This window comes from Corallococcus sp. M7, from assembly GCF_054512695.1.
In genome coordinates this window covers 4,981,594-5,006,954 of the sequence record NZ_CM137252.1, presented here as the reverse complement: position 1 = coordinate 5,006,954, position 25,361 = coordinate 4,981,594, and the positions used below count along the sequence as shown (strand labels likewise).

The following is a 25,361-nucleotide window of genomic DNA, read 5'->3' as shown; positions in this document are numbered from 1 at the left end:
GGTTCATCGGTGACGCGGTTCACGGACCCCGCCCCCTCGACGAGAGGGAGCGGGGTTCTTCGTTGCTACCTGCCCGCGTCGCGGAGGGCCGTCGCCAGCAGCTCCGCCACGGACTGCACGGTGGGCTCGCGCAGCAGCGTGTGGTGGGTGCCCGGCAGCTCGTGCGATTCGAGCTGCTCGCCCACCAGCGCCGCCCAGCCGCCGTCGGGCGGGCGCGTCTCGTCCCGCTCCTCCGCGTGGATGCGCAGCACGTGCTGCTCCATCGCGGGCGGGTGGTAGCGCCGGGCCGCTTCGAGGTTCGCCTCGAAGACCTGGAAGAGGGCCGTGGCATCCACTCCGGGCGGGAGCACGCCGGCCTGGGCCGCTGACTCCAGCACCTGCGTGAGCGACGCTTCGGGTTCCAGGCCCAGGTCCTGTGCGAACAGGCCTGCCGCCAGCGTGCGGTCCAGGTCCGGCTCCGAGTCCGGCACCGTCTCTGGCACGTACGAGTCGATCATCGCCACCAGCTCCACTGCTTCACCGGCTTCGCGGAGCTGGTACGCCATCTCATAGGCGATGACGCCGCCCAGGGACCAACCGCCCAGACGGTACGGGCCGTGGGGCTGGACGCCTCGCACCGCCCGCACGTAGCTGGCGGCCAGGGCCTCCACGGTGTCCAGCGGCTGATCCGTGCCGTCGAGGCCTCGGGCCTGGATGCCGTAGAAGGGCTGGTCCGGTCCCAGCCTCCGCGCGAGCTCCGCGTAGGCCAGCACGTTGCCGCCCACCGGGTGCACACAGAAGAACGGCGTGCCGGTGCCTTCGGTCGTGAAGGGCACCAGTGGGCTGAAGGGCTTCGGCTCCTCGGGCTCTGCCTCTCCCAGCAGGAGCGCGAACCGCTCCACGCTGGGGGCCTGGAAGAGCGCCGACAGGGGCAGCTTGCGGCCCGTCTCCCGGTGCACCGCCGCCATCAGCCGCACCGCGAGCAGCGAGTGTCCACCCAGTTCGAAGAAGCTGGTGCGCACGTCCACGGTGGCCAAGCCCAGGGCTTCGGCCCACAGGCGTTCGAGCAGCGCTTCCTGTTCGTCCCTGGGGCCGACCCTCTCTTCGGGGTTCGTGGCTTCGTCCACCGGCGCGGGCAGCGCCGCGCGGTCCACCTTGCCGTTGGGCGTCAGCGGCAGGACGGGCAGGGCGACGTAGGCGGCCGGGAGCATGTAGTCCGGCAGCGAGTGCTGGAGGTGGTTTCGGAGCGGAGCGGTGTCCACCTCCGGCGCCACGTACGCCACCAGCCGCTGCACTCCGGGCACGTCCTCGCGCGCGAGCACCATCGCGTCGCGGATGCCCGGGTGCGTGCGCAGCGCGGCCTCGATTTCACCCGGCTCGATGCGGTAGCCGCGCAGCTTCACCTGGAAGTCCACACGCCCCATGAAGTCGAGCGTGCCATCGTGCTTCCAGCGGACCCGGTCGCCCGTGCGGTAGAGGCGGGCTCCGGGCTTCGTGCTGAACGGATGCGGCAGGAAGCGCTCCGCCGTCAGGTCTGGACGGTTGCGGTAGCCACGCGCCAGGCCCTCGCCCGCGATGAACAGCTCACCCGGGACGCCCACCGACACGGGGCTCAGGTTCGCGTCCAGCACGTAGGCCCCCATGTTCACCAGGGGCCTTCCGATGATGGGCGTGGGGTGCGCCGTGCCGGAGATGCGTTCCCAGGTCGCATACACCGTCGTTTCCGTCGGGCCGTAGAGGTTGAACGCCCGCGTGCGCCGCGCCTCCGCGAGCGTGCGCCACGTCACCTCGTCCACCGCCTCACCGGCGAGGAGGATGTGCGCGGGCACATGCCCCTGCTCCAGGAGGCCCGCCTCCAGCAGCAGCTTGAACTGCGAAGGCGTGCAGTCCAGGACGTCCACCCTCCGCTGCTCCAGCCACGCGAGCATCGCCTCCGGATCCTGCCGCACGGCTTCCGGGACGAGGCACAGGCAGTGGCCGTCTCCCATCAGCACCCACTGCGCCACCGACACGTCGAAATAGTACGGCGCGTTGAGGGCCACCCGCATGCCCGGAGGCGCCTTGCTGAAGCACGCCTCGTCCATCGCGTGCCGCAGGTGAGAAAGCGAGCGGTGCTGGACCATCACGCCCTTGGGCGCGCCCGTGGAGCCCGACGTGTAGATGACGTAGGCCAGATGCTCCGGCCGCACGCCCGAACGCGGGTTGCCCGGCGAGGACGCTTCGATGCGCCGCGCGTCCGCGTCCAGCCGCACCACGTGCCGCACTGCCGGCTGCCACGACTCCACCTGGGCCTGCATGGTCAGCAGCACGGCCGCGCCGCTGTTCTCCAGGATGAAGGCCCGTCGTGCTTCAGGGGCCGCGGGGTCGAGCGGCACGTACGCGCCGCCCGCCTTGAGGATGCCGAGGAGGGCGACGATGGCCTCGGGCGAGCGCTCCAGGCAGAAGGCCACCGGCACCTCCGGGCCCACGCCCAGCGAGCGCAGGTAGTGCGCCAGTTGGTTCGCCCGCACGTTGAGCTGGTGGAAGGACACCGTCGTGTCGCCCATCACCACGGCGGGGGCCTTGGGCGTGCGCGCCACCTGCTGTTCGAAACGTGCGTGGAAGGGCAGGTCGGCGTCGAAGCGGGCCGCCTCGCCGCTCCACTCCTCCAGCACCCACTGGCGCTCCTCCGCCGTCAGCAGGGGAAGGGTGTCCAGCGCGGCGTCGGGCTTCGCGACCGCGCCCTCCAGCAGTTGGACCAGGTGCTCGGAAAGTCGGCGCGCCGTGGCGGGCTCGAAGAGGTCCGTGGCGTAGGAGAGGGTGCCCTCGAAGCCCTGCTCCGTGCGGGACAGCGCGAGGTCCAGGTCGAACTTCGTCGTGGGCAGGTCCACCTCCACCGGACGCAGCGTCAGCTCCGGCAGGCGCACCTCCGCGTCCGGCATGTTCTGGAGCGCGAAGAGGGCCTGGATGAGCGGCGTGCGCGACAGGTCGCGCGCGGGCTGCACGGCTTCCACCAGGCGCTCGAAGGGGATGTCCTGGTGCTCGTACGCGCCCAGCGTGGTGGTGCGCACCTGCGCGAGCAGCTTCCGGAACGACGGGCGGCCGTCGAACCGTGCGCGCAGCACCAGCGTGTTGACGAAGAAGCCGATGAGGCCCTCCGTCTCCGCGTGACGCCGGCCCGCGATGGACGTTCCGACGAGCAGGTCCTCCTGGCCAGAGTACCGGTGCAGCAACGTCTGGAAGGCCGCGAGCAGGACCATGAAGGGCGTGGCGCCCTCCGCCTGGGCCAGTGCCTCCACGGCTTCGCTCAGCGACTGTGACAGGCGCACCGGGAACATCGCGCCCCGGGCGGAGCGCTGCGGCGGACGCGGCTTGTCGGTGGGCAGGGCCAGGGCCTGTGGGGCTCCGGCCAACTGCTGCGTCCACCAGGCGAGCTGCGCGTCCAGCACCTCACCCTGGAGCCAGCCGCGCTGCCACACGGCGAAGTCCGGGTACTGCACCGGCAACGGAGCCAGCGGCGAGGGCTGCCCCTGACGGAAGGCCTCGTAGAGCGCGGTGACTTCACGCACCAGGATGCCCATGGACCAGCCGTCGCCGATGGCGTGGTGCATGCACAACAGCAGCACGTGATCCGCTTCGCCCAGCTTCAGCAGCGTGAGCCGCACCAGCGGCCCCATGGCGAGGTCGAAGGGCTTCAGCGCGTCCTCGCTCGCGAGCCGCATGGCCTCCGCTTCCCGCATGTCTTCGGGCAGGTCCGTCAGGTCCACCACCGACAGGACTCCGGTGGGGGCAGGGTGCACGTGCTGACGGGGTTCACCGTCGTGGGACTCGAACGTGGTGCGCAGCGCTTCGTGCCGTTCCACCAGCGCGTCGAAGGCCTGCTGGAGCGCGGGCACCTCCACCGCGCCGGAAAGGCGCAGTGCCGAGGGCATGTTGTAGAGCGCGCTGCCCGGGTCGAGCTGATCGATGAACCACAGTCGCTGCTGAGCGAATGACAGCGGATGCGGACCGGGGCTCGTCGCCGGACGCAGTGGCGGCAGGGCGCTGGCTTCCGGCGCGTCCGGCAGCCGCTGGGCGAGCGCCGCCACGGTGGGGGACTCGAACAGTGCCCGGACGCCTACATCCACGCCGAAGCGGGCGCGGATGCGGGAGACCAACTGCGTGGCCAACAGCGAGTGGCCGCCCAGCTCGAAGAAGTGGTCGTTGCGGCCCACCACGGGCACGTTCAACAGCTCCTCCCACAGCGAGGCCAGGGCCACCTCCGCGGGTGTCGCCGGTGCCTCGTACGTGCGTGCGGCGCGCCACTGCGCCTCCGGCGACGGCAGTGCCTTGCGGTCCACCTTGCCGTTAGGGGTCAGCGGCAGGACGGGTAGGGTGACGAACGCGGACGGCACCATGTACTCGGGCAGGTGCCGGCGCAGGTGCTCGCGCAGACCTTCCGTGTCGCCTTCCGTCACCACGTAGGCCACGAGCCGTGCGTCGCCCGGCACGTCCTCGCGCACCAGGGCCACCGCGTCACGGACGCCCGCGTACGTGCGCAACGTGGCTTCGATTTCGCCCAGCTCGATGCGGTAGCCGCGCAGCTTCACCTGGAAGTCCAGGCGGCCCATGAACTCCAGCGTGCCGTCCGGCCTCCAGCGGCCCCGGTCTCCCGTGCGGTAGAGGCGGGCTCCAGGCTCGTCGCTGAACGGATCCGGCAGGAAGCGGTCGGCCGTCAGGTCCGGCCGGCCCAGGTAGCCGCGTGTGACGCTCTCGCCGGAGAAGCACAGCTCGCCCGGCATCCCGATGGGCACTGGCCGCTGCCGCGCGTCGAGGACGTAAGCGTTCAGGTTCGCCACCGGCCGGCCGATGAAGGGCTCGGTCCGGCGCGTTCCCTGGATGGTGACGCCCGCCGTGCAGACCGTGCACTCCGTGGGGCCGTAGCCATTGAAGACGCGCGTGCGGTCCGTCGCGGCCAGCTTGCGCCACGACTCCGCGTCCAGTGCGTCACCTCCCATCATCACGAGGGGCGGCACCCAGGTCCGCTCCAGCATTCCGGCCGCCAGCAGCGGCTTGAGCTGCGCGGGCGTGCAATCGAACGAGTCGATGCGGTGCTGCTCCAGCCACGCCAGCATTGCTTCCGGGTCCACGCGCAGCGCGTCCGGGACGATGTGGAGGCAGTGTCCGTCGATGAGCTGCACCACGCGGTCCATCACCGCGTCGAAGTACAGCGGCGCGTTGACGCTGACGCGCTGGCCCTTGGGCTGGCCCGCGTAGAAGGCGCGGATGAAGGCGCGGTGCATGTTGAGGATGGTGCGGTGTTGCACCATCACGCCCTTGGGCCTGCCCGTGGAACCGGACGTGTACAGCACGTACGCCAGGTGCTCCGGGCCCGTCAGGGCGGGCAGGGGCTCATGGGAGAGAGCGCCCAGGCCGGTCTGCTCCACATCCAGCCACAGCGTCTGCACCGCGCCCGGACTCCAGTCGCCACAAGCGGCTTCCGTCGTGACAAGCACGGCCGCGGCACTGTCCTTCAGCACGTAGTCCTTGCGCGCGGGCGGGGCGCTGGGGTCCAGCGGCACGAAGGCGCCACCGGCCTTGAGCACCGCGAGGAGCGCCACGATGGCTTCCACCGAACGCTCCAGGCACAGGCCCACCCGCACCTCCGGGCCCACCCCCATGGAGCGCAGCCTCCATGCGAGCTGGTTCGCCCGTGTGTCGAGCTGCCGGTATGTCAACGCCGTCTCTCCGAACACGACGGCCGGCGCATCCAGGGTGCGCGCCACCTGCCGCTCGATGAGGCCGTGCAGCGTGGCGTCGCGTTCGAAGTCCACCCGCTCACCGCCGCCCATGCGCACCAGCCGCACCAGCTCCTCTGGCGACACGAGCGACACGTCCGCCAGCGGCAGGTCCGGCGCGTCGCACACGGCCTCCAGCAGCCTGCGCAGGTGCGCGACGAGCCGCTCGATGGTGCTCGCGTCGAAGAGGTCCGCGGCGTAGTGGATGCGGCCCTCGTAGCCGTCGCGGGTCCGGTTCAGATCCAGCGCCAGCTCGAACTGCGTCGGCGCGCCGCCTTCGAAGTGGGTCGGCCCCACGGTCAGGCCGGGCACGGCCAGCTCCGGCACGGGCGCGTTCTGGAGCGCGAACATCGCCTGGAAGAGCGGCGTGCGGCCCAGGTCACGCTCGGGCTGGAGCGCTTCCACCAGGTGTTCGAACGGGATGTCCTGGTGCTCGTACGCGCCCAGCGTGGTGGCGCGTATCTGTGCGAGCAGCTCGCGGAACGTCGTCTTCGCGCCGAAGCGCCCGCGCAGCACCAGCATGTTCACGAAGAAGCCGATGAGGCCCTCCGTCTCCGCGTGGCGGCGGTTCGCGATGGGCGAGCCCACCAGCACGTCGTCCTGTCCGGAGACTCGCGACAGCACGGCCTGGAACGCCGCCAGAAGCGCCATGAAGGGCGTGGCGCCTTCGGCCTGCGCCAGTGCGTCCACGCGCTCGCTCAGGACGCGCGGCAGCGTTACCCGGACCAGGCCGCCCTGCTGCGTGGCGGTGGCGGTCCTTGGCCGGTCCGTGGGCATGTCCAGCACGAAGGGCGCACCGGACAGCTGCTGCTTCCACCACTCCACCTGCGCTTGCAGCACGCCGCCCTGGAGCCAACCGCGCTGCCAGACGGCGTAGTCCGCGTACTGCACTGGCAGCTCCGGCAGGACGGCGGAACGGCCCGCGCGCATGGCCTCATAGAGGGCCGTGAGCTCCCGCACGAGGATGCCCAGCGACCAGCCGTCGGACACGATGTGGTGCAGGTGCAGCACCAGCACGTGCTCCCGTTCATCCAGTTTCATCAGCAGCGCGCGGATGACCGGCCCGCGCTTCAGGTCGAACGGCTTCAGCGTCTCCGCGTGGCCCAGGCGCTGGGCTTCGGCCTGCCTCGCGGCACGGCTGCCCAGGACCATCAGGTCCACCGTCTCCAGAGGGACGTGACCCTCTGGGCGGATGTCCTGCACGGGCTTGCCGGCCTCCATGCGGAACGTGGTGCGCAGGGATTCATGCCGCGCCATCAGCGCGTCCAGGCTGCCTCGCAGTGCTTCCACGTCCAGGTCGCCGGTGAGGTTCAGCGCCAACGGCATGTTGTAGAGCGGGCTGCCTGGCTCCAACTGGTCGATGAACCACAGCCGCTGCTGCGCGAAGGACAGCGGCGGCGCGGACGTGTGTTCCGAACGGACCAGCGGTGGCGCCTGGGTGCGGCGGGCATCCACCAGCCGCTCCGCCAGTGAGGCCACCGTGGGAGAGCGGAACAGCTCGCCCAGAGGCAACTCCACGCCCAGTGCCGACCGGATGCGCGACACGACCTGCGTGGCCAGCAGCGAGTGCCCACCCAGCTCGAAGAAGTCGCCGTGGATGTCCACGGTCTCCAGGTGCAGCACCTGCGCCCAGATGTCCGCGAGTGTCTTCTCCAGCGCGCTTCGGGGGGCAGCGGTGGAACTGTCCGCGACACGGGCCTGGGGCGCGGGCAGGGCCTTGCGATCCACCTTGCCGTTGGCGCTCAGGGGCAGCTTGGGCAGCACCACGATGGCCGAGGGCACCATGTAGTCCGGCAGCTGCTTCTGCACGGACGCCCGCAGTGCTCCCGTGTCCAGGCCTCCGTCTTCACCGTTCACGACGTAGCCCACGAGGCGCCTGTCGCCCGGTACGTCCTCGCGCACCACGACCACCGCCTCCTGGACCTCCGGCGACTGGCGCAGCACGGCTTCGATTTCGCCGGGCTCCACGCGGAAGCCGCGCAGCTTCACCTGGAAGTCGGTGCGGCCCAGGAACTCCAACGTCCCATCGCGCTGCCAGCGCACGCGGTCGCCCGTGTCGTAGAGACGCGCTCCGGGTTCGGTGGCGAAGGGGTGGGGGATGAAGCGTTCAGCCGTGAGGTCCGGGCGCTGGAGGTAGCCCCAGGCCAGGCCGTCTCCGCCCACGTACAGCGTGCCCGGCACGCCCGGAGGCACGGGCCGGAACGCCGAGTCCAACACCCACGCCGAGGAGTTCGACAGCGGCCGGCCGATGGGCACCGAGCGGCCAACGGTGTCCCCGGCGCGCAGCGTGTGCGTGGCGGAGAACGTGGTGTTCTCCGTGGGGCCGTAGCCGTTGACCAGCACGGCACCTGGAGGCAGCCGCTTCAGGTGTTCGCGCACGCGCTCCACGGGCAGCACGTCGCCGCCCGCCAGCACCTGCCTCACGCGGGCCAGCGCATCGCCCTGATGCAACACCATCTGCTCGAAGAGAGCGGCGGTGAGCCACAGCGTGGTGATGCCTTCGCGCCGCAGCAGCGCTCCCGTCTCCTCCAGCGACAAGGCCCTGGGCGGTGCCAGCACCAGCGTCGCGCCGTTGAGGAGCGCGCCCCAGACCTCCAGCGTGGATGCGTCGAACGCGATGGGCGCCAGTTGGAGGAAGACCTCCTCCGGGCCGAAGTGGATGAAGTCCGCGCCGCGCACCAGGCGGGTGATGCCCCGGTGCGGGACGCTGACGCCCTTGGGCCGGCCGGTGCTTCCTGACGTGAACATCACGTAGGCCAGCGCGTCGGCGGGCACGCTCAGGTCGAGCGGCGTCTCCGGCTGCCTCGCGATCTGGGAGCCATCCGCGTCCAGCAGGACCTGGAGGTCCGTCACCTGCGGCAGCTCATCCGCCAGGGACTCCTGCGTGACGAGCACGCTGACGCTGGCGGCCTGGAGCATCCAGGTGATGCGCTCCGCCGGTGCCTTCGCGTCCACCGGCACATAGGCCGCGCCGGCCTTGAGGATGCCCAGCAGGCCGGTGACGAGGTCGAACGACCGCTCCAGGCACAGGCCCACCCGGTGGCCGGGCCGTACGCCCTGGCGCCGCAGGTGGTGCGCGAGCTGGTTCGATGCGCGCTCCAGCGCCGCGTACGTGAGCGTCTCTCCGCCGGACTTCAGCGCGATGGCATCCGGCGTGCGCCCGGCCTGTTCCTCGAAGAGCGCGGCCACGGACGCATCACGCGGGTAGTCCCGAGCCGTATCGTTCCATCCGACGAGCAGCCGCTGTCGCTCCGCCTCCGTGAGCCACGGCAATTGCCCCAGCCGCGTGTCCGGCGCGCGGACGACGGCCTCCAGCAACACACGCAGGTGCTCCACCATGCCGGCCGCCGTGGCGGGTTCGAAGAGGTCCTGGTTGAAGACGAGCGCGCCGTCGAAGCCCTCCGGCGTGCGCTGCATCAGCCACTGGAGGTCGAAGAGGATGACGTCGGCGTTCGCCTCCAGCGGACGCAACGTCAGGCCGGGCAAGGACAGCTCCGGCATGGGCGCGTTCTGGAGCGTGAAGGTCACCTGGAAGAGCGGCGTACGCCCCAGGTCGCGCTCCGGCTGGAGCACCTCCACCAGCTTCTCGAACGGGAGGTCCTGGTGCTCGTACGCGCCCAGCGTGGTGGCGCGGACCTGCTCCAGCAGCTCACGGAAGCGCAGCGTGTCGCGGACCCGCGTGCGCAGCACCACCGTGTTCGCGAAGTAGCCGATGAGGTCTTCTGTCTCCGCGTGACGGCGGCCCGCGATGGGCGACCCCACCAGCACGTCCTCCTGGCCCGCGTACCGGTGCAGCAACAATTGGAACGCCGCGAGCAGCACCATGAAGGGCGTGGTGGAGGTCTGGCGTGCCAGGGCCTCCAGCGCCTCGCTCAGGTCTCGCGGCAGGGTCATGGGCCGCACGCCGGCCCGGAAGGACTGGCGCGCCGGACGCGGGTGGTCCGTGGGCAGCTCCAGGAAGGGCGCGGCGCCTTCCAACTGTCCGCGCCAGTACGCCAGCTGCGACTCCAGCACGTCCCCCTGGAGCCAGCCGCGCTGCCAGAGGGCGTGGTCCGCGGCCTGGACCGGCAACTCCGGCAGCGGCGACGGCTGCTCCTCGGCGAACGCCGTGTAGAGCGCGGCCATCTCGCGCACCAGCACGCCCGTGGACCAGCCGTCGGAAATGATGTGGTGCGTGTTGAGCAGCAGCCGGTGCTCGGTGGAGTCCAGCTTCATCAGGAGGCCCCGGAACAACGGCCCCTGTTCCAGGTCGAACGGGGTGTGCAGCTCCTCCTGCGCCAGCCGCGATGCCTCTGCCTCCCGAGCCTCCTGCGTCGGGAGCACGGAGAGGTCCACGTGCCGCAGGGGCATGGGGAAGGGCGGATGGATGACCTGCGACGGCGTGCCTTCGTGCGAACGGAAGGTGGTGCGCAGCGCTTCGTGACGGCGGACCAGTTCGTCGAACGCCGCGAGCATCACGATGATGTCCAGCGTGCCTTGCAGCACGAGCATGCTCGGCAGGCTGTAGGCGTTGCCCGCGGTGCCCAACTGCTCGATGAACCACAGTCGGTGCTGCGCGAACGACAGGGGCAGCACGTCGGGCCGCTCGGTCCGGACCAGCGCGGGCAAGGCGGCGGATGTCGGAGCCTCTGGCTTCCGGAGCGCGTCGATGCGTTCGGCCAGCGCCGCGACCGTGGGCCCTTCCAGCAGGGCGCGCAGGGGCAGCTCCACGCCGAAGTGCGTGCGCACCCGTGACACCAGTTGCGTTGCCAGCAGCGAGTGGCCGCCCAGCTCGAAGAAACCGTCGTGCCGGCTCACGGCGGAGACTCGCAGCACCTCGGTCCACAGCGGGATCAGCGCCGCCTCGGTGGGCGTCGCGGGCGGTTCGATGACGCGCTCGGTGACGGGGGCGGCTTCCGGCGCGGGCAGCGCCTTGCGGTCCACCTTGCCGTTGGGCGTGAGGGGCAGGGCGTCCAGCGCGATGAACGCGGCGGGCACCATGTACTCCGGCAGGTGCTGGCGCACGTGTTCGCGCAAGGGCGACGTGTCCACCTGGGGCGCGACGTACGCGATGAGCCGGTCGTCGTGGACCTGCACCACCGCGTCCCGGATGCCCGGGTGCGCGCGCAGCGTGGCTTCGATCTCGCCCAGTTCGATGCGGTTGCCGCGCAGCTTCACCTGGAAGTCCAGGCGGCCCATGAAGTCGAGCGTGCCGTCCTCCCGCCAGCGGGCCTTGTCGCCCGTGCGGTAGAGGCGCGCGCCGGGCTCCGGGCTGAACGGATCCGGCATGAAGCGCTCGGCCGTCAGGGCGGGCTGGCCCAGGTAGCCTCGCGCGAGGCCTTCACCCGCGAGGCACAGCTCGCCCGGCGTTCCGATGGGTGCCAGGCGCAGGTCCGTGTCGAGCACGTAGGCCCGCAGGTTGGCGATGGGCCGGCCGATGACGGGCACCGGCTGGGGCGCGCCCTGGACGACGCTGACCGTCGCGTCCACGGTGACCTCCGTGGGGCCATAACCGTTGTAGACGCGACCGCGCTTCGCCGCGGCGAGCTGCCGCCATGTCACCTCATCCATCGCCTCGCCGCCGATGGAGAAGTGCTTGGGGACGTGGGCGCGCTCCAGCAGTCCGGCGAAGAGCAGGAGCTTGAGCTGCGACGGCGTGCTGTCGAACACGTCGATGCGCTGACGCTCCAGCCACCCCAGCAGGACCTCCGGCTCCAGGCGCACGTCCTCCGGGACGATGTACAGGCAGTGGCCGGACAACAGCTGGATGACCTGTTCGATGGACGCGTCGAAGTACAGCGGCGCGTTCACGGTGATGCGCTGAGCGGGCGGCAGGTCCTCGTAGATGCTCAGCGTCATCGCCTTGTGCAGATGGAGCACCGAGCGGTGCTGCACCATCACGCCCTTCGGCGCGCCCGTGGAGCCCGACGTGTAGATGACGTAGGCGACGTTCCCCGGGCCCGCCACCGGCGGCGGGTTCTCCGTGAACCTGTCCGACTGTCCGACAGGTTCCGCGTCCAGTAGCACCCGGTGGGGCACCTCCGCCTGCCACGTGTCCTGCAGCGCCTGCGTCGTGATCAGCACGGCCGCGCCGCTGTCCTTGAGGACGAACGCCTTGCGAGTCGCGGGAGCCCTGGGGTCCAACGGCACGAAGGCGCCACCGGCCTTGAGCACCGCGAGCAGCGCGACGATGACCTCCGCCGACCGCTCCAGGCACAGGCCCACCGGGACCTCCGGGCCCACGCCCAGCGAACGCAGGTGCCAGGCGAGCTGGTTGGCTCGCGCGTTGAGCTGACGGAAGGACAGCGTCGTCCCGCCGAAGACCACGGCGTCCGCGTCCGGTGTCTCCTCGGCCTGCCGTTCGAAACGGCCGTGCACCGTGGAGTCGCGCTCGAAGTCCACGATGTCGCCGAGGTCCGCGCGCAGCAGCCACGCGCGGTCATCGGTGGACACGAGGGACACTTCGGCCAGCCGGGCTTGGGGCCGGGCCAGCTCCTCCAGCGCCTGCCGCCACTGGCCCAGCACCCGACGCACGGCGGACTCGTCGAAGCGGTTCGCGTCGTAGGTGAGGTGCAGCTGGAGCTCGCGACCGGGCAACACCGAGGCCGCCAGCGGGTAGTTCGTGCTCTCGCCCATCACCAGGTCGCGTAGGTCCAGCGCGGTGGAGCGGCGCAGCAGGGATTCGTCGAACGGGTAGTTCTCGAAGATGAGCAGCGACTGGAAGAGCGGCTGTCCCCGGGGGATGTCGCTCCACCCGTGCGCGGTGACCAGCGGCGTGTGCTGGTGCTGCTGGATGCCCAGCAGCTTCGCCTGGAGGGACTGGAGCCACGGCAGCACGGGCGAGTCCTCGTCAGGCAGCGTGACGCGGACCGGCAGCGTGGCGATGAGCAGGCCCAGCATGGACTCCGAGCCCGCCAGCTCCGGCGGACGGCCCGCCAGCGTGGTGCCGAAGAGGACGTCGCGCGTGTCCGCATGGCGCGCCAGCACCAGTGCCCAGGCCGCCTGCGTCAGCGTGTTGAGCGTGAGCTGGTGCTGCTTCGCGAAGGCGTCGAGCGCTTGGGTCCGGGACTCCGGAACCACGATCGCCAGGTCGGGCTGCTCCACCACGCCCGTGGGTTGCAGGGCCGGAGGACGCACCGCGGGCAGGGGCGTGGGCGACGACAGGCCGGCCAGCTGGCCGCGCCAGAAGTGCTCGTCACTGGCGGCGTCACGCTGTCCCAGCCACGCGATGTAGTCGCGGAACGGGGGGCGGCCGGCGGCGGGCAGGGGCGTCTTGGCCCGAAGGGCGTCGTAGAGGGCGAAGACCTCCTGGAAGAACAGCCCCAGGCTCCAGCCGTCGAACAACAGGTGGTGGTGGCTCCACACGCAGCGCCAGCGCGCGTCCGAGAGCCGCACCACCGTCATGCGCGACAGCGGCGCCCGGGACACGTCGAAGCCGCGCGAGCGGTCCTCGGCCATCAGCCGCTCCAGGGCGGCCTGTTGCTCCGCGTCCGGCAGGTGGCGCCAGTCATGCACCTCGAACGGCAGCGCCGCGTGCGAGTGCACCGCCTGGAGCGGCGTCTCCAGGTCCTTCCACACGAACGCGGTGCGCAGGATGGGGTTGCGATCCACCGCCGTCTGCCACGTCCGCTGGAGCAGCGCGATGTCCACGTCCGAGTGGAACGTCCACGCCGTGTGCTCCACGTAGAAGCCCGCGTGCGGGTCCTCCAGGGCGTGGAAGAGCATGCCCTCCTGGAGCGGAGACAGCGGGAACAGGTCCTCCACCGTGGGGCCCTGCGCCGCCAGCACCGCGTCCAGCGAGGCCTGGGAGAGGCGCGCCAGGGGGAAGTCGCTCGGCGTCCTCCGGTGCGCGTCCTCCGAGTGACGCCGGTCGATGAGCTCGCGCAGCACGGAGAGGAAGTGCTGGGACAGGGCCCGCACGGTCTCCTCGTGGTGCAGTTGGGGGCTGTAGCCGAAGGCCAGGCGCAGCCGCCCGTCCAGCACCGAGCCATCCACCACCAGCGCGTGCGGATGCGCGGCCTGGGGGGCCACGTTCGGGCCCACGGACTCGTCGCTCAGGGCGAAGAGCGTGCTCGCGGCGGCCGAGCCGTCCAACTGTCCCAGGTAGTTGAAGGACACCTGCGCCTGGGGCAGCGCGGCCAGCCGGGCCCGCGTCTCCACGGGGCCCAGGTGGCGCAGCAGCCCGAAGCCGATGCCCCGGCCGGGCCACGCGCGCAGCGTGTCGCGCACGGCGCGCAGCCGGTCTCCCAGCGTGCCCCCGGAGGGCAGCCGCAGCAGGGCGGGCGTGAGGGACGTGAACCAGCCCACGGTGCGCGACACGTCCGCGTCCGCGAACAGCTCCTCACGGCCGTGGCCCTCCAGGTCGATGAGGACGTCGGGTTTGCCGGTCCACTCGCCCAGCGCCACGCCGAGCGCGGTCAGCAGCACGTCGTCGATGCGTGCCCTCCACGCGCCTGGCGTCTCCTGGAGCAGGAGCCGCGTGGCCTCCGCGTCCAGCTCCGCGGCCACCGTCCGGTGCGTGGCGTAGGTGCGCGGTCCCGGCCCGTCCACCGGCAGCGGCGCCACGTCCGCGCGCGCCGCCTCCAGCCAGAAGGCGGCCTCCGCGCCGAGCACGTCCGACAGGGCATGCGTCTCCAGTCTTCGGGCCCACGACAGGAAGGACGTCGTCTTCGCGGGCAGCGTGATGCCCTGGCCCGACTGGAGCTGGCGGTAGGCCGTCTCCAGGTCCTCGACGAGGATCCGCCACGACACCGTGTCCACCACCAGGTGGTGGATGACGAGCAGCAGGCGCTGCTCCTGGCCCGGCCCGAAGTGGAACAGCACCGGCCGCACGAGCGGCGGCGCGGACAGGTCGAACGACGCCTGGATGCGCGTAGCCTCCGCTTCCATGGCGGACGCGCGTGCCCCGGCCGGCAGCGCGGAGAGGTCCACCTGGAGGAGCGTGAGCGGGGCCTCGTCAGGCCCGGCGTCGCGCTGGCGCCAGGTGCCTTCCGGGCCGCGGAGGTAGTGCAGGCGCAGGGCGTCGTGGTGGACGACGAGCGCCGTCAGGGCCTGCTCCAGGTGCGCGGGCGAGAGCGGCTGCCGGGCCTTGAGGAGCAGGGCGTGGTTGAAGTGGTGCGCGTACACCGGCTCGCGCTCCAGGAAGCCCGCCTGGATGGGGGTGAGGGGCACGTCGCCCACCACCGGTCCCTGCTCCGCGAGGCTGGCCGCGCTCACGCGGGCCACGGCCGCCAGCGCGCCCAGGGTGGGGTGCTGGAAGAGGTCCTTCACCAGCAACTGGACGCCGGCCTGCCGCGCCTTCGCGACGACCTGGAGGCTGATGATGGAGTCGCCGCCCAGCTCGAAGAAGTTGTCGTCCAGGCCCACGCGCTCCACGCGCAAGACCTGGGCGAGCACCTGCGCCAGCGTCTGCTCCATGCGCGTGCGGGGCGCGACGTACTCACGGCGCGAGGCGCGCTGGCCCTCGGGGGCGGGCAGGGCCTTGCGGTCCACCTTCGCCTGCGCCGTCAGCGGAAGGGCCGCGAGGGTGACGAACGCGGACGGGAGCATGAACTCCGGCACCCGCTGGCGCATGAAGTCGCGCAGCGCGTTCGGATCGAGCGGCCCGCCGTCCGGGACGACGTAGGCCACGAGCCGCTTGTCGCCGGGCACGTCCTCGCGCACCCAGGCCACGGCCTCGCGCACGTTGGCGTGGGCGCGCAGGGCGGCCTCTACCTCGGCCAGTTCGATGCGGAAGCCGCGCACCTTCACCTGGTGGTCCACGCGGCCCAGGAACTCCATCACCCCGTCGCGCCGCCAGCGCGCCAGGTCGCCCGTGCGGTAGAGCCGCTCACCGGGCCGCGAGGAGAACGGGTGCGGGACGAAGCGCTCCGCGGTGAGGTCCGGCCGGGATGCGTAGCCACGCGCCAGGCCGTCTCCGCCGACGTACAGCTCGCCGGGGACACCCGGGGGGACCGGCTGTCCGTGCGCGTCCAGCACGTAGAGCTGCGTCTGCGCGATGGGCCGGCCAATGGGCATCGTCGCGCCCACGGACGCCGCGTCCGGCACGGGGTACGTGGACGCGAGGAGCGTCGTCTCCGTCGGGCCGTAGCAGGCCGTGACGGCGGTCCCCAGGTCCGACTCCAGCACCCGGCGCACGTGGACCGGTGACACGACGTCACCGCCCACGAGCACGCGCCGCACGCCGCGCAGCGCCTCCAGGTTCACGTCCACGACCTGCGTGAAGAGGCCGGAGGTCAGCAGCAGCGTGGTGACGCCGTGGCGCTGGAGGACCTTCGCCAGCAGGTCCACGTCCGACGGTGACGTGGGCGGGAACACCGCCAGCTTCCCGCCGTGCAGCAGCGGTCCCCAGATCTCCAGCGTGGTGGGGTCGAAGGAGATGGGGGCGACGAGCAGGAAGGTCTCGTCCGGCCCCAGGTTCCCGTACGTCGGGTGGTGCAGGAGGCGCATCACGGCGCGGTGCTCCACCGCGACGCCCTTGGGCCGGCCGGTGCTGCCGGACGTGAAGTCCACGTAGGCCAGGTGGCGTGAACGCAGGCCGGTGTCCTCCACGGGTGACGTGGGCAGGTCCGCGACGGGCGCCTCCTCCACGAAGAGGGACGGCAGCTCCACCGGCAGCGCTGCGCGCGTCGCGCGCGTGGTGACGAGCAGCTTCGCGGGCGCGTCCTCCAGCATCGCGGCCAGGCGCGCCGCCGGGTACGACGCATCCAGCGGCACGTAGGCGCCCCCGGCCTTGAGGATGCCCAGCAGGGCGACGATGAGCTCCACCGAGCGGTCCAGCGATACCGCCACCAGCACGTCCGGGCCCACGCCGTGCTGGCGCAGCAGGTGTGCCCACTGGTTCGTGCGCGCGTCCAACTGCTCGTACGTCAGGCGCTCCTCACCGAACTCCACCGCCACCGCGTCCGGGCGCAGCTCGGCCTGACGGGCGAAGAGGTCCGGGATGCACGCGTCATGCGGGTAGTCGCGGAACGTGTCGTTCCAGGCCTCCAGGACCTGGTGCCGCTCCGCCTCCGCCAGCAGCGGCAGCAGGGCGACGGGCGTCCGGGGGCTCGCGACGACGGCGCGCGCCAGGCCCACCAGGTGCTCCGCCATGCGCTCGATGGTGGCCGCGTCGAAGAGGGCGGTGGCGTACTCCAGGCTGCAACTGAAGCCGTCGCGGCCCTCCAGGACCTCGAAGCCCAGGTCGAACTTGGACGTGTCCGTGGGCACGGCCACGCCGCTGAGGGTCAGGTCCGCGGGACGGGCCTGGGCCTCCGGGGTGTTCACCACGTTGATGCTCACCTGGAACAGCGGCGTGCGGCTCAGGTCGCGCGGCAGCTCCAGCGCGTCCAGCACGCGCTCGAAGGGGGCGTCCTGGTGCGCGTAGGCCTCCAAGGCCTGGGTGCGCACGCGGACCAGCAGCTCCGCGAAGGACGGCAGGCCGGACAGCTTCGCGCGGAAGGGCAGGGTGTTGATGAAGCACCCCATCAGCCATTCGAGCTCCGGGCGCGTGCGGCCCGCGATGGGCGTGCCCACCACGAAGTCGTCCTGGCCGGAGTAGCGCGACAGCACCGTCTGGAAGAGCGCCAACAGCACCATGAACGACGTGGCGCCGTGCTTGCGGCCCAGCGCCAGCAGCGGCGTGGACACGTCCGGAGGGAGCGTGAACCGGTGCCGCGCGCCCGCGAAGGAGATGACGGCGGGGCGCGGCCGGTCCGTGGGCAGCTCCAGGTTGGGCGCTCCGGAGAGCCGCTGCTTCCACCAGGCGAGCTGCGCCTCCATCTCGCCGCCCTCCAGCCACGCGCGCTGCCACACGGCATAGTCCGCGTACTGCACCGGCAGTTCTGGCAGGGGCGAAGGCTGGCCCGAGCGGAACGCGGCGTAGTTCGCCGTCAGCTCGTGCGCGATGACCATGTTGCACCACGCATCGGACACCGCGTGGTGGAAGACGAGCGCCAGCACGTGCACCTGGGGCTCCAGGCGCAGCAGCGTCGCGCGCAGGACGCTCTTCTCCAGGTCGAAGGGCAGCAGCACGTACGCCTTGCAGAAGCGCAGCATCTCCGCTTCGCGGGCCTCGGGCGTGTCGCCCGCCACGTCGCGCAGCGGGAGCGGCAGGCTTCGCGGCGGGTGGATGTTCTGCACCGCGCGGTCGCCCTCCAGCGAGTACGTGGTGCGCAGCACCTCATGTCGCGCCACCAACGCGTCCAGCGCGGCTTGCAGCGCGTCCACGTCCAGGGCTCCGACGAGGCGGAAGAGGGACGGGTTGTTGTACGCACCGCTGCCGGGCTCCAGTTGCTGGAGGTACCAGAGGCGCTGCTGCGCGAAGGACAGGGGCAGCGGAGTGTCGCGCCCCACGCGCGGGATGGGCGGCGGACCCATGTTCGCCACTGTCGAAGCGGCGGGCGCCACCGGACGAGGGGCCTGCCCCACGGCGGGATGCGCACCAGGGCGCGGGGCTTCCGCGCTGGCGGGATGTCCATGGCGCGAGGTGTTCGCACCGATGGGCTGCGCTCCAGGCCACGGAGTTTGCGCACCGATGGGATGCGCTCCGCGATGCGGAGCTTGCGCACTGGCGGGATGCGCTCCATGTCGCGAGGCTTCCGAACTGGCGGGAGCTGCTCCATGTCGCGGGACTTCCGTCCCAGCGGGATGCGCTCCAGGCCGCAGTCCTTCCACTCCGGCCGGCGCCACGGGACTCAGTGCCTCCACGGCAGGACGCGCCACGGGCGGAGGGGGGATTCGGGACGGCGAGGCCACCGGCTCCACACGGCCATCCGCGCGCAGGCGGGCATGGCGGCCCGTGCGGTACAGCCGAGCCGCGGACTCGCGAGGGTGTGGCACCAGGCGCCGGTGCTCTTCCTCACCCGCGCGCCACAGCGCCGTGGGAAGCCCCGCGCCCGCGAGGGCCAGTTCGCCCACCACGCCCGCGGGCACGGGCTGACCGGCCGCGTCCAGCACCCAGGCCTGGAGGTTCGCGGGGATGCGCTCGCGCGGGGTGCGCGGCAGCAGCGCGCCTTCCTGGGCGTCACCGGACAGCCACACCTCCACGCCCGCCGCACGGTGCAGCGCCGCGCCCAGCTCCACCGACGCGCCCTCCACCACCAGCGCGCCCACGCGGGACAGCGATTCTCGTGCTCCAGGCAGCTCGCTCAGCGTGCGCGCCAGACGCGCCGACGTGTGCACCAGCACCGCACCGGACTGGCGCGCCAGCTCCAGCAGGCCCTCCACGCCCGCCTCGGCCTCCACCAGCACCTGTTCCTGGCGGGCGGCGGCCTCCGCGTCCATGCGCTCGCGCACCACGGCCAGCCGGCGCAGGCCTTCCAGCACCACCGGCGTGTCCAGACCGAAGTCGATGAGCGCCGCGACCTCGTCCACGTCCGCCGCGCGCACGTCGCGCAGCCGCCGCAGCGCGCTGTCCACCGTGCCCACGAGGCCCGTCGTCTTGGCGTGGTGCTCGAAGGTGTGCTCCAGCAGCGCGTTGATGTCGTCCGCGGACAGCTTCTGGATGTCGCCCTGGTAGCCCTGCGTGAGCAGCAGCGTGGTGACGATGTCCACCGAGCTGCGGAAGTACGCGAGCAGCGGCTGGCGCACGAGCTTCAGCACCTCCTGCTCGTCGTCGCCCAGGTACGTGTGCAGCATGCAGGTGATGTGGCCGCGGCCCGGGTGGCCGTTACGGCGCCACGCCTCGCGGTACAGCGCCACCTTCGGCTTCAGCTCCTCCAGCGAATGGGACAGCAGGCCCGTGAGCACACCCGCGCCCAGCTCGCCCGCCATGCGGAAGGTCTCTGGATTGGACGTGGCGGTGAGCCACACCGGCAGCTCCTTCTGCACCGGCTTCGGCCGCAGGGCGCCTTCCACGGTGGTGCCGGCGCCGCCGGGCCGCTTGAAGCGCTCGCCCCGCCACAGCGCGCGCAGCGTGGCCAGCTTCTCCAGGAGGATGTCGCGGCGCTTCTCGAAGTTGGCCGGCGCGAAGGTGAAGTCCTGCGTGTGCCAGCCCGTGGCCACCGACAGGCCCACGCGGCCCTGGGACACGTTGTCCACCACGGACCACTGCTCCGCGATGATCAACGGATCATGCAGCGGCAGCACCACGCTGCCAGAGCGCACGTGCACGTGCTTCGTGACGGCCGCGATCGCGGCGGAGATGACCGCCGGCTGCGGGTACAGGCCACCGAAGGAGTGGAAGTGCCGCTCGGGCGTCCAGATGGCGGAGAACCCGTTCGCGTCCGCGTACTTCGCGCCCTCCATCAAGAGCTCGTACTTCGGCCCCTGGAGCGTGTCCTCGTCGTTGGCGAAGTAGATGAGGCTCAGGTCCATCGCCTTCGCGCGAGGCCCGCCCCCGTGCAGGTTCACCAGCCCCGCGGTGATGCGCTCCGGCGGGTACACCACGCGCAGTCCGCGCGTGAGCGCCCACAGGGCCTCCAGCTCCGGCCGGTCGGCGGACGGCTCGCTCGCGGACAGCCACGCGCCGCCATCCGGGGGCGACAGGCGCGTGTCCAGGGCGGTGAAGAACTCCGCCAGCTCGCGGTGCCCCAGGGCCCATGCGGGCTGCCCCGCGCTCGTAGGCAGCAGCCACGCCAGGGCGTTCGCATCCACCGAGGCGCCGGAGGCAATCCCCGCTGCCTCCACGTCCTCCACGTACACGACGCGCGAGTCCTCCACGCGAACGGAGGCCACCAGGGCGCGCGTGGTGACGAGCACCGGCACGCGGGCGCCCTCCGGCGCGTAGACGGACAGCCGCGCCAGGTCCGAGGGGCCCAGCGCGATGGCCGCGCCACCGGCGGCCAGCACGGCCCACAGCGCGGACAGCTTCTCCGGTGAGGAGCGCAGGCACACCGCCACGGGCGTCCCGGCCGACACGCCCAGGGCCTTCAGGCGCGAGGCCAGGGCGTCCGCCCGACCGCCCAGCTCCGCCCAGGTCCAGTGGCTGTCCCCACGCGACACGGCGATGGCGTCCGCCTGACGCTCACGACGTTCCGCGAGGAGCGACGGCACGGAGGTGAAGCCCGGCGAGGCCCGGGGCGCGGGCCAGGCGCGGCGCTCGGCCTCCGTGGCCAGGGGCAGGAGGGAGACAGGCGTCTCCGGTTGGGCGAGTCCAGCGCCGAGCAACACCTGGAAGTGCTCCACGAGCCGCGCCACGGTGGCCGCGTCGAACAGCTCCGTCGCGTACTCGAGGGCGCCGTGGACGCGGCCGTGGGACTCGGAGAGCACGAGCGTGAGGTCCGCCAGCGTGGCGCCCCACTGCACGGGCGTGCCCGGCACCTCCACCAGCGAGCCACGCAGGCCGGTGAGGTTCAGCGTCGTGGCGCCCGCGGCCGCGCCCGTGTGGTAGACGAACACGGAGTCCGTCATGCGCCCGCGGCCGATGTCCTTGCCCGGGATGAGGGCTTCCACCAGATACTCGAAGGGGACGTCGGGACGCGTCTGCGCGTCAGCGACCTCTTCGCGCACCTGGGCCAGCAGCTCGCGGAACGTCAGCCCATCCGTGAAGCGAGTGCGGAACGCCGCCGAGTGCGCCACGTAGCCGATGAGCGGCAGCAGCTCCGGCCGGGTGCGGTTGGCGATGGGCGTGCCGACGATGATGTCTGTCTGCCCGCTGTAGCGGTGCAGCAGCGTCTGCCACGCGGCGAGCACCGTCATGTAGCCGGTGAATCCCTCGCGGCGGGCGAAGGCCGTGAGTTCGCGGGCGAGCGCGGGAGGGAAGTCCACCGTCATGCGCGCGGAGGTGAGCGGGCTGTCGGCGGGGCGCGGACGGTCCGTGGGCAGGTCCAGCTTGCGCGGCATGCCGGCCAGCCGCTGACGCCAACCCTGGTCCTGCTCCGGCAGGTGGTTGCCCGCGACGCTGTGGCGCTGCCACGCGCCGAAGTCCGCGTACTGGAGGGGCAGCGGGGGCAGGGGCGAGGGACGTCCCTGGAGGAAGGCGTCGTAGAGCTGGCCCAGCTCCTGGACGAACAGGGCGATGGACAGGGTGTCGCTGACGATGTGGTGGATGCAGCCCAGGAGCAGGTGCACCTGGGTGTCCACGCGCACGAGGGTGGTGCGCAGCACGGGGCCATGGACCAGGTCGAACGGCTTCGCGGCGTCCTCGCGGGCGAGGCGCAGGGCCTCGGGTTCGCGGGTCTCCATGGGGCCGCGCAGCTCCACGAGGGTGAGCGGGACGTGCATCCGCGCGTGGAAGCGTTGCACCGGGCGGCCGTCCACTGCGTCGTAGGTGGTGCGCAGCGCTTCGTGGCGCTGGACGATCTCCTGGACGCCGCGCTCCAGCACCTCGGCGTTCACGTCGCCTTCCAGGCGCAGGACGAACGGGATGTTGTACGCGGACTGACCGGGAAGGTGCTGCTCCAGACGCCAGACGCGCTCCTGCACGAAGGACAGGGGCAGCTCTCCCGTGCGCGTGAGCGGCACCAGGGGCAGCTCCACGGAGACGCGTGCTTGCGGCGCCTGCCGCAGCAGGGGCTCCAGGCGCTCCGCGATACCCGCGACCGTGGGCGCTTCGAAGAGGGCGGCGAGCGGGAGGTTCACACCGAAGGCATCGCGCACCTGGTTGAGGAGCTGCGCGGCCGTCAGCGAGTTGCCGCCAATCTCCAGGAAGTCGTCATTGCGGCCGACGAACTCCAGGCCCAGGCGCTCACGCCACAACGCGGCCACGCGTTCCTCCACCTCACCGCGAGGCGCGTCGTCGCGGACGGTTCGCGAGGGCGCGGAGGCTGCGGTTTCTGACGAGTGACGCGAGAGCACGGAGGCCGTGGTCTCAGGCCCGTGATGCGAGGACACGCGGGGTGCGGTCTCGAACGAGTGGCGCGAGGACGCGAAGGCTTCGGTCTCAGGACCGTCAAAGGCGGGAGCATCCGTGCGGGTGGACATCTGGGCCCTGTCGACGGATGCAACGTCGGTCTGCGTCGGGAGCGGTGTCGTGGCGAAGGACGCGGCGACGCCGGGAGTTGCAGACGGAGGTCCTTCGGAGGACGCAGCCTGCGTCATCGTCGCCACCCGGCCTGCCCCTCGGAACTGCATGGCGCCGGACGGCCCGTGGGTTCCGCCGAAGGCCATGGAGCCAGTGGGAGCCGGACGCGCGGCCTCGGCGGCATTCGAGGCGGGGAGGGCAGGAGCCTGCGCTACCACCCCCACCGGAGGCAGGTGGCCGGACGCAGGGGCTTGCGCCTTCGGTTCCACCCAGACGGTCTTCTCCTGGAAAACGTAGGTGGGCAGGTGCAGCCGCATGCGCTGCTCGTGCGCGTAGAACGCGCTCCAGTCCACCGCGACGCCCGCGGTCCACAGCTCACCCACGGCCTGGAGCCAGCCCATCTGCTCCGTTGTCGCCCCGCCCATGCGCAGCGATGCGAGCCCTCGCACGCGAGGCGCTCCGGGCTCCACCGGCAGCAGGTTCGCGCGCACCAGCGGCGTCACGTCCTGACCGGGGCCCACCTCCAGCAGCACCGCGCAGCCTTCCGACTGGAGCGTCTCCACCGCGCGGGTGAAGTGCACCGGCCGGCGCATCTGCTCCGTCCAGTACGCAGGCTCCGCGAGCTGCCCGGGCCGCACGCCCGTGCCCGTGAGGCTGGACACGTAGCGCACCGTGGGCTCCGTCCAGCGCAGCGTGCCCACCACGCGCGCCAACTCCGTCATCACCGGCTCCACGTCCACCGAGTGGAACGCGTGCGGCGCGGGCATGCGCACCGCTCCGGCCTTCTGGGCCTTCAGCTCCGCCTCCAGCCGCTCCACTTCCTCCACCGGACCGGAGACCACGCAGCGGTCCGGTGCGTTCACCGCCGCCAGCTCCAGCCGGCCGGACAGCAGGGGCTGGATGCGCTCCACGGGCAGAGCCACCGCGAGCATCGCGCCCGGCGGCATCCGGTGCATCAGCTCCCCGCGCGCCACCGTGAGGCGCATCGCGTCCTCCAGCGACAGCGCGCCCGCGACACACGCCGCCGCGTACTCACCGAAGCTGTGGCCCATCACCGCGTACGGCGTGACGCCCAGGTCCTGCCACAGCCGCGCCAGCGACACCTGAACGCTGAACAACGCGGGCAGCGCCACGCGCGTGTCCGCGAGCAATGCCGAGGCCTCCGCCTCCGCGCCGGCTTCGGGCGCGAGCAGGGCCGACACCCGTTCCCGCAGGGGCGCGTCCAGCAACGCGAGGCACTCATCCAGATGCTCGCGGAACCGGGGCGACGCCTCCGCCAGCTCGCGCCCCATCGCGACCCGCTGCGCTCCCTGGCCGGAGAACACGAACGCCACGCGCGGCGCGCGCTTCCCGGTCTTCACCGCCGACACCGGCTTGCGCAGCTGCCGCGCCAGGTCCTCCGCGTCCTTCGCGACCACCGCGTGGCGGTACTCGAACATCCTGCGGCCCACGGCGTGCGTGAACGCGAGGTCCGCCAGCGCCCGCGCGTCCACGCCCTCCGCCACGTGCGCATCGAGCTGCCGAGCCGCCGCCTCCAATGCCTCCGGCGAGCGCGCGGACAGCACGACGAGCTGGTGGGAACGCGTGGTCGAACCACTCTGCCGCATGGGGGCTTCCTCGAGGATGGCGTGGGCATTGGTGCCACCAATGCCGAAGGAGCTGACCGCGGCGAAGCGAGGCGTCTCGCTCCGAGGCCACGACCGCAAGGTGGTGTTGACGAAGAACGGCCCCGCGTCGAAGTCGATCTGCGGGTTGGGCTTCTCGAAGTGGAGGCTGGGAGGAATCTCCCCGTGGTGCAGCGCCAGTGCGGCCTTCATCAGGCCCGCCAGCCCCGCGGCCGTGTCCAGGTGCCCCACGTTCGTCTTCAGCGACGCCAGCGCGATGCGCCCCCGGTGCTCGGCACCCAGGCCATACGCGCGAGTCAGCGCCGCCACTTCAATCGGATCGCCCAGCGGCGTCGCGGTGCCATGGGCCTCCACGTAGCCCACGGCCTCGGGCGACACACCCGCGTTGGCCAGTGCCTGGGAAACAACCGCCGCCTGTCCCTGCACGCTGGGCGCGGTGAAGCCGGACTTGTTCCGGCCATCGTTGTTGATGGCCGAGCCCCGGATGACGGCGTAGATGGAGTCGCCGTCCCGGACCGCGTCCTCCAGACGCTTGAGCACGACCGTGCCCACGCCGTTGCCGGAGAGCGTTCCGCCCGCCTTCTCATCGAACGCACGGCAGTGGCCGTCCGGGGAGAAGATGAGCCCCTCCTGCGCCACGTAGCCCGTGCGCTGCGGGACCGCCAGGCGCGTCGCGCCCGCGAGCGCCACGTCGGACTGGCCCACGCGCAGGCTCTGGCAGGCCAGGTGCACCGCCACCAGACCCGTGGAGCACGCGGTGTAGATTAGCGTGCTCTCGCCCGTGAGCCCCAGCTTGAAGGACGTCTTCGTCGCCAGGCTCTCGTGCGTGGCCGTGCCCTGCAGTTCCATGAACGACGCCGCGTCCATTGGCATCGCCTGGCGCACGGCGTCCGTGTACCCGGAGCCCGTGGCCCCCGCGTACAGCGAGATGGCTCCAGGGAAGCGCTCCGGATCGATGCCCGCGTCCTCCAGCGCGGCCCACGCCGTCTGGAGGAACAGCCGCTGTTGCGGATCCGTGAACTGCGCCTCGCGCAGCGACATGTCGAAGAACGTGTGGTCGAACCGATCCACGCCGTCGAGCACGCCCGCGGCCGGGACGAACGCCGGGTGCTGCCACAGCTCCACGCCCTCGGGCAG

Annotated in this window: 1 protein-coding gene (running past one end of the window); it reads right to left on the bottom strand. The window is 71.9% G+C overall.

All coding sequences use genetic code 11. From position 1 onward, the window contains the following. Positions 1 to 65 precede the first annotated feature (65 nt). Positions 66 to 25,361: the 3' portion of a non-ribosomal peptide synthase/polyketide synthase gene (locus ACX114_RS19915; RefSeq protein WP_459300018.1), read on the bottom strand. It continues 12,477 nt past the right edge of the window; 25,296 of the gene's 37,773 nt are visible here — the last part of the coding sequence; its start codon lies off the right edge, out of view; its stop codon occupies positions 66 to 68.